A 5,617-nucleotide genomic window follows, 5' to 3' on the forward strand; every position below is an offset into this window, starting at 1 on the left:
GCTGCTCCCGCTCCCCGCGTGCGGCATCCAGGAGACGGACGTCATCGGGGCGGGAGGCGGCGCGACGATCGACGTGCTCCCCGCCCGTCAGATCAGCATGCTCCTGTTCTTCCTCACCCCCGACGGCCGGTTGCTGCCGTCGCCCCGGACCGTCGGCGGCGGCGGATTCGAGGACGGACGGCAGGTGCCGGACAGCGCCGTGGAGCCCGTCCCGCCCTCCGCCGAGAAGACGGTCGCCGCGCTGCTGAGCGGGCCGACGCCGCCGGAGAGGCGCGCGGGGATGGCCAACGAGCCGTCGCTGCCCGGCCCGGGGACCCGGGTGGACGTCACGGTGTCCGGCGGCAGGGTGGAACTCGGCCTGGCGGTGCCCCTTGACGGGCTCCACGAACGCGCCGAACGGCAGCTCGTCTGCACGGTGGCCTACGCGGTGAGCGCCACGGGCAGCGCGGCGGTGACGCTGCGGGGGACGGACGGCACACGTGCTCCCGCCTGGTGCGACCTGCTTCCGGACCCGGAACCGGCCGCCACCGGGACGGCTCCGCGCTGACGCCTCGGGGGGGCCAAGGCCGGCCTCTGTCCGAGCGGGATCGCCCCCGGGGCGGCCGGGCCCCCGCGGGGCTGCGGGGCATGCGCCCGCGGGGGCGGGGGTCAGCGGCCGGGGCGGATGGTGAGGTCGTTGACCTCGGCGTCGCGGGGGAGGTCGAGGGCCGTCAGGAGGGCGGTGGCCACCGACTCGGGGTCGATCCACCGGGCCTCGTCGTACTCCTTGCCCTCCTGCTGGTGCACCTTGGCCTGCATCGGCGTGGCGGTACGCCCGGGGTACACGGAGGTGACACGGACCCCGTTGCCGTGCTCCTCCTGCCGCAGCGCGTCGGCCAGCGCCTTCAGACCGTGCTTGGAGGCCGCGTACGCCGCCCAGTTCGGCGAGGCACTGAGCCCGGCACCGGAGTTGACGAAGACGACGTGCCCCTTGGCGACCCGCAGCTGCGGCAGGAAGTGCCGGGTCAGCTCGGCGGGCGCGATCAGGTTGACGTTCAGCTGGTGACGCCACGCCTTGGGGGTGAGGTCGCCCACCGGGCCGAGGTCGACGACGCCGGCGATGTGCAGCAGCGAGTCGATCCGCTCAGGCAGGGTCTGGTGGGAGAACGCCCAGGACAGCTTGTCCGGGTCGTTCAGGTCGCCGACGAGGGTCCGCGCCCCGGGGAAGCGGGCCGCGAGTTCCTTGGCGCGGCCCGCGTCACGGGCGTGCAGGACGAGCTCGTCACCGCGGTCCAGGAGCCTGCGGGCGACGGCGGCGCCGATGCCGGAGCCGGCGCCGGTGATCACATGGGTTGCCATGCGCCTCATCGTCGCATCAGACGTGGCCGAGGCTTTCCTCCAGGTACGCCATGGCGCCCAGCGGCTCCTCGGCGAAGAAGAGCATCTCGGTGAGCGGGCGGAACAGGAAGCCCTCGGCCTCCATCCGCAGGAACTGCTGGTGCAGCCCGTCGTAGAACCCGGCGGTGTTGAGCAGCACGATCGGCATCTCGGTGTGCCCGTGCTTCTTGAGTTCCATGATCTCGGTGGCCTCGTCCAGCGTGCCGGTGCCGCCCACCATGATCACCACGGCGTCGGCGCGCTCCAGCATCAGCCGCTTGCGCTCGGCCAGGTCCTTGGCGACGACCATGGTGTCCAGGCCCGGCCGCGCCTTCGCCGCCAGGAAGTCCACCGAGACGCCGTACAGGCCACCGCCGGACTCCTCCACGCCGTCCGCGACCACCTTCATCAGCCCGGAGTCGGACCCGCCCCACACGAGGATGTGCCCGCCCCGGCCGATGAGCTCGGCGAACTCCCGGGCGGGCCGGGTGTACTTCTCGTCGAGGTCGGCGGCGGAGAGGAAGACGCAGATGTTCATACCGCTCACCGTACTCGGTCGCCCGCGGGCCGCCGCCGGGACGTCCGGCCGCGGCCCCGGGCTCCGGGCGGTCAGGCCCGCCGGCCCGCCCTGCGGTATCCGTGGGCTGCGTAGGCGCCGAAGACGAGCAGCCAGCCGGCCAGCACGGCCACCGTGACGAGACCCGGGGCGTGACCGTCGACGGTGTCGTGTCCGAGCCGGGCGAAGAGGTAACCGGGGGTCCACTCGGCGACGGCGGCCAGTCCGGAGGGGAACTCCGAAACCGGGAACCACAGGCCGCCGATCACGGCGAAGGCCAGGTTGCAGGTGACGTTGGTGACGTTGGCCGTCTGCTGCGACAGCAGGTACCCGTTGGCGATCCCGAGCATGGTGAAGGGCAGCGACCCGACCCACAGCAGCCCGGTCAGCGCGAGCCACTGCCACGCGGCCATGTCGACGCCGTTGAGCAGCCGGGCGGTGAGCAGCACGACGACGACCGCGGGGAGCACCATCAGGGAGCCGGTCAGGGTCCGTCCGGCGACCACCTGCGCGGGGGTGAGCGGGGTGACGCGCAGCTGTCTCAGCCAGCCGTTGGCCTTGTCCTCGGCGACCGCCGACCCGGCGGTCAGGGCGGCGCCCAGCGCGCCGTAGGAGGCCATGCCGACCATGGCGAGGACCGCCCACCCGCCGGCCGTCCCGCCCTGGTCGCCCACCGAGGTGAAGATGCTGTACATCAGCACGGGCGTGCCGATGCCGAAGATCACGAAGCCCACGTCGCGGAAGGTGCGCCGCAGTTCGACGCCGACGTAACGGAGGACGGTCGCGGTGCCGGCGCTCATCGGGCGGCTCCCTTCTCTGCCACGGCCGGGGTGCCGGAGGCCGCGGGCTCGGACGTCAGGGTGAGGAAGGCCTCCTCGAGACCGGCCTGGGTGACCTCCAGGTTGCGCGGGAGGAGCAGCCCGACCAGGGCGACGGTGGTCGCGTCGGGGTCCGTGGTGCGCAGCCGGACCCGGCCGTCGGCGGTCTCGGCGCCCACCACCCCGGGCAGGGTGTCCACGCCCTCGGGGAGCGCGCCGTCCACCGCGTCGAAGGAGACGCGGCCGCTCCCCACGGCCCGCTTGATCTCCGCGCTGCCGCCGTCGGCGATCAGCCGCCCGTGGTCGATCACCACGATCCGGTCGGCGTTGCGGTCGGCCTCCTCCAGGTAGTGGGTGGAGAACAGCACCGTCTTGCCGCGGTCGGTGAGGGCGCGCATCGCCGTCCAGAACTCCTGCCGCGCCTGCACGTCCAGCGCGGCGGTGGGCTCGTCGAGGACCAGCAGGTCCGGGTCGCCGGCCAGCGCGACGGCGAAGCAGACCCGCTGGGTCTGACCGCCGGAGAGCTTCTCCACCCGGCGCTTGGCGAGGTGGGAGATTCCGGCGAGATCCAGCACGTCCGCCACCGGCAGCGGCGCGGGGTAGGCGGAGGCGACGAAGCCGATCAACTCCCGCACGGTGAGCCGGGAGACGGGCTTGAAGTCCTGCAGCATCGCCCCGACGCGCCCGCTCTCCACCCTCTCGCGCGGCGGCCCGCCGAACAGCTCGACGGTTCCCGCGGTCGGTTCCTCCAGGCCCAGCATCAGGGCGATGGAGGTGGATTTCCCGGCGCCGTTGCGGCCCAGCAGGGCGACCCGCTCCCCGGCGGCGAACTCCAGGTCGAGACCGTCCACGGCCCGCACCGCGCCGTACTCCTTGACGGCACCCCGAAACGCCACAACCGGCGTGTGCCCCCGCGTAGTTGTCATGGCCCGCACTCTAGGGGTGATCACCGCACGCCGCCCGGGGATATCGGAACCGGCCACCCTCCCCCAAGTTCCCCCTTGGCCTCGACGACCGATCCCTGGTCTTGCCCCTGGGTCGGGGAGGGCCGATGATCTCGGCGGGACCCGGGAGAGGGCCCCGTACGTCCGCCGGAAGGAACTCCGCCATGCCGTCCCCCGCCTCGGCGTCCCCCGCCCCCTCCACCGTCGCGGTGCTCGGCCCCGGCGGCGTCGGCGGGCTGCTCGCCGGCCTGCTGTCCCGGGCGGGGCACCGGGTGGTCTGCCTGGCCCGCGAGGAGACCGCGTCGGTGCTGCGGGAGCGGGGGGTCACCGTCCGCAGCGCGGCGTTCGGCGACTTCACCGCCGCGGTGGAGGCGGACACCGAGCTGCGTGCGCCGGTCGGCCTGTGTCTCGTCGCCGTCAAGCAGACGTCGCTGGAGGCCGCGCTGGAGCGGCTGCCGGAGGGCACGGTGGGACCCGACACGGTGGTGGTGCCGCTGCTGAACGGCGTGGAGCACGTCGGCCTGCTGCGGGACCGCCACGGTGCGGACCGGGTGGCCGCGGGGGTGATCCGGGTCGAGGCGACCCGGGTCGCGCCGGGTGTCGTGGAGCACGGCAGCCCGTTCTGCGAGATCGACCTGGCCGGGCTGCCGGAGCCGGTGCTCGAACCGGTGGTGGAGCTGTTGTCGGCCGCGGGGGTGCGGGCGCGGATCGCCCCCTCGGAGGCCTTGGCGCTCTGGTCGAAGCTGGCCTTCCTCGCTCCGTTCGCGCTGCTCACCACCCGGCACATGACCGACGCGGAAGGGGTGCGCACCGCGCACCGGGCGGATCTGGTCGCGCTGACCGAGGAGATCACCGCGGTGTCCGCCGCCTGCGGGGCGCCGCTGGACCCGGCGAAGAGCCTCGCGATGTACGACGCCTGTCCGCCCGGGATGCTGTCCTCGATGCGGCGGGACGCCGAGGCGGGCCGGGCGCTGGAGCTGGACGCCATCGGCGGCGCCGTCCTGCGGGCCGCCGGGCGCGAGGGCGTCGCCGCGCCGGTCACGGCACGGCTGGTGGACGAGGTCGCCCGGCGGTACGGCACCCGGGCCTGACCCGGACCGCCGCCGGGCACCCGGCGCGTGTGGTCAACTGCACATCTTCCGGGCGTCGTTGGCGGGTCTAGCATCGCCCTGCGGGGCCGGCGGACGACCTGCCCCGGGAATGGGGGACGACGTGCGCTACTCCGACCGGCCTTCCACGGAGCGCGAGGTGTTCGTCGCGGCGGAGCCCGCCCGGGTGTGGGCGGCGGTCTGCGACGTCGAGGAACTGGCCAAGGGCAGCCCGGAGCTGATGCGCACCGAGTGGCTCGACGGCGCCACCGGACCGGCCCTCGGCGCGCGGTACGTCGGCCACAACGAACACCCGGTGGCCGGCAAGGGCCGCACGCTGGCCCACATCACGGAGTTCGAGCCCGAGCGGCTGCTCACCTGGGCCGTCCTGGACGTCGACGGACGCTTCGGGGAGCCGGCCGAGGCGCTGGAACGGCGCATGGCCACCTGGTCGTTCCGTCTGACGCCCGCCGACGGCGGCACCCTGCTCCACCAGTCGACGGTGATCGGCCCGGGCCCCTCCGGGCTCACCGCGGTGATCGCCAGGATGCCGGAGAAGGAGGAGGCGGTGATCGCGTACCGCCTCCGCGAGATGGGCGAGGGCATGGACGCGACGCTGAAGGCGGTCAAGGAGGCCGCGGAAAAGGCGGGTTGAGCGGTGCGGCGGGCAGGACGCGGACGGTCCTGCCCGCCACGCCGCCCGGCCCCGGTCACCGCATCCGCGCGACCAGCGCGTAGCGGACGTCGTCGACCCGGCGCCCCCACAGGTCGGGATCGCCCGTCAGGTCCTCGACGGTGACCTCCGACGCGAGGGGCGACACCGCCGCCCGCAGGGTGTCCGGCAGGACCCCGCCG

General features: G+C 74.1%; 7 protein-coding genes. 3 read left to right on the forward strand and 4 right to left on the reverse strand.

Features of this window, described 5'->3' with window-relative positions:
• Positions 1-547 (forward strand): hypothetical protein (locus HW445_RS16755; protein ID WP_306673330.1); only part of this gene is annotated, 547 nt, incomplete at its 5' end.
• 101 nt (positions 548-648) lie between these two features.
• On the opposite strand, the gene HW445_RS16760 is transcribed toward HW445_RS16755, so the two are convergent.
• The 4 genes from HW445_RS16760 to HW445_RS16775 form a co-directional block, all read right to left on the reverse strand.
• On the reverse strand, positions 649-1,347 hold the full coding sequence (locus HW445_RS16760; protein ID WP_180221824.1) for an SDR family oxidoreductase: 699 nt from the start codon (positions 1,345-1,347) through the stop codon (positions 649-651).
• A 7-nt stretch (positions 1,348-1,354) separates the two neighbouring features.
• Positions 1,355-1,894 (reverse strand): TIGR00730 family Rossman fold protein, encoded by a 540-nt coding sequence (locus HW445_RS16765; protein WP_180221825.1) that lies wholly within the window; start codon positions 1,892-1,894, stop codon positions 1,355-1,357.
• Positions 1,895-1,965: 71 nt separating this feature from the next.
• Positions 1,966-2,712 carry an ABC transporter permease gene (locus tag HW445_RS16770; protein WP_180221826.1) on the reverse strand — a complete coding sequence of 249 codons (747 nt, stop codon included), beginning with the start codon at positions 2,710-2,712 and terminating at the stop codon, positions 1,966-1,968.
• Positions 2,709-3,656, reverse strand: coding sequence for an ABC transporter ATP-binding protein (locus HW445_RS16775; protein WP_180221827.1), 948 nt, complete (start codon positions 3,654-3,656; stop codon positions 2,709-2,711). The genes HW445_RS16770 and HW445_RS16775 overlap by 4 nt, the downstream gene beginning before the upstream one ends.
• A gap of 182 nt (positions 3,657-3,838) precedes the next feature.
• Here HW445_RS16775 and HW445_RS16780 point away from each other — a divergent pair, with 182 nt between their 5' ends.
• A complete protein-coding gene (locus HW445_RS16780; protein ID WP_180221828.1) occupies positions 3,839-4,765 on the forward strand; it encodes a ketopantoate reductase family protein in 927 nt (308 codons plus the stop codon).
• 109 nt (positions 4,766-4,874) lie between these two features.
• Complete coding sequence (locus HW445_RS16785) at positions 4,875-5,417, forward strand: SRPBCC family protein (protein WP_218957065.1); 543 nt, start codon at positions 4,875-4,877, stop codon at positions 5,415-5,417.
• The last annotated feature ends 200 nt before the right edge of the window (positions 5,418-5,617 follow it).

The organism is Streptomyces sp. UH6 (assembly GCF_013421635.1).
GTDB lineage: Bacteria > Actinomycetota > Actinomycetes > Streptomycetales > Streptomycetaceae > Streptomyces > Streptomyces abyssomicinicus.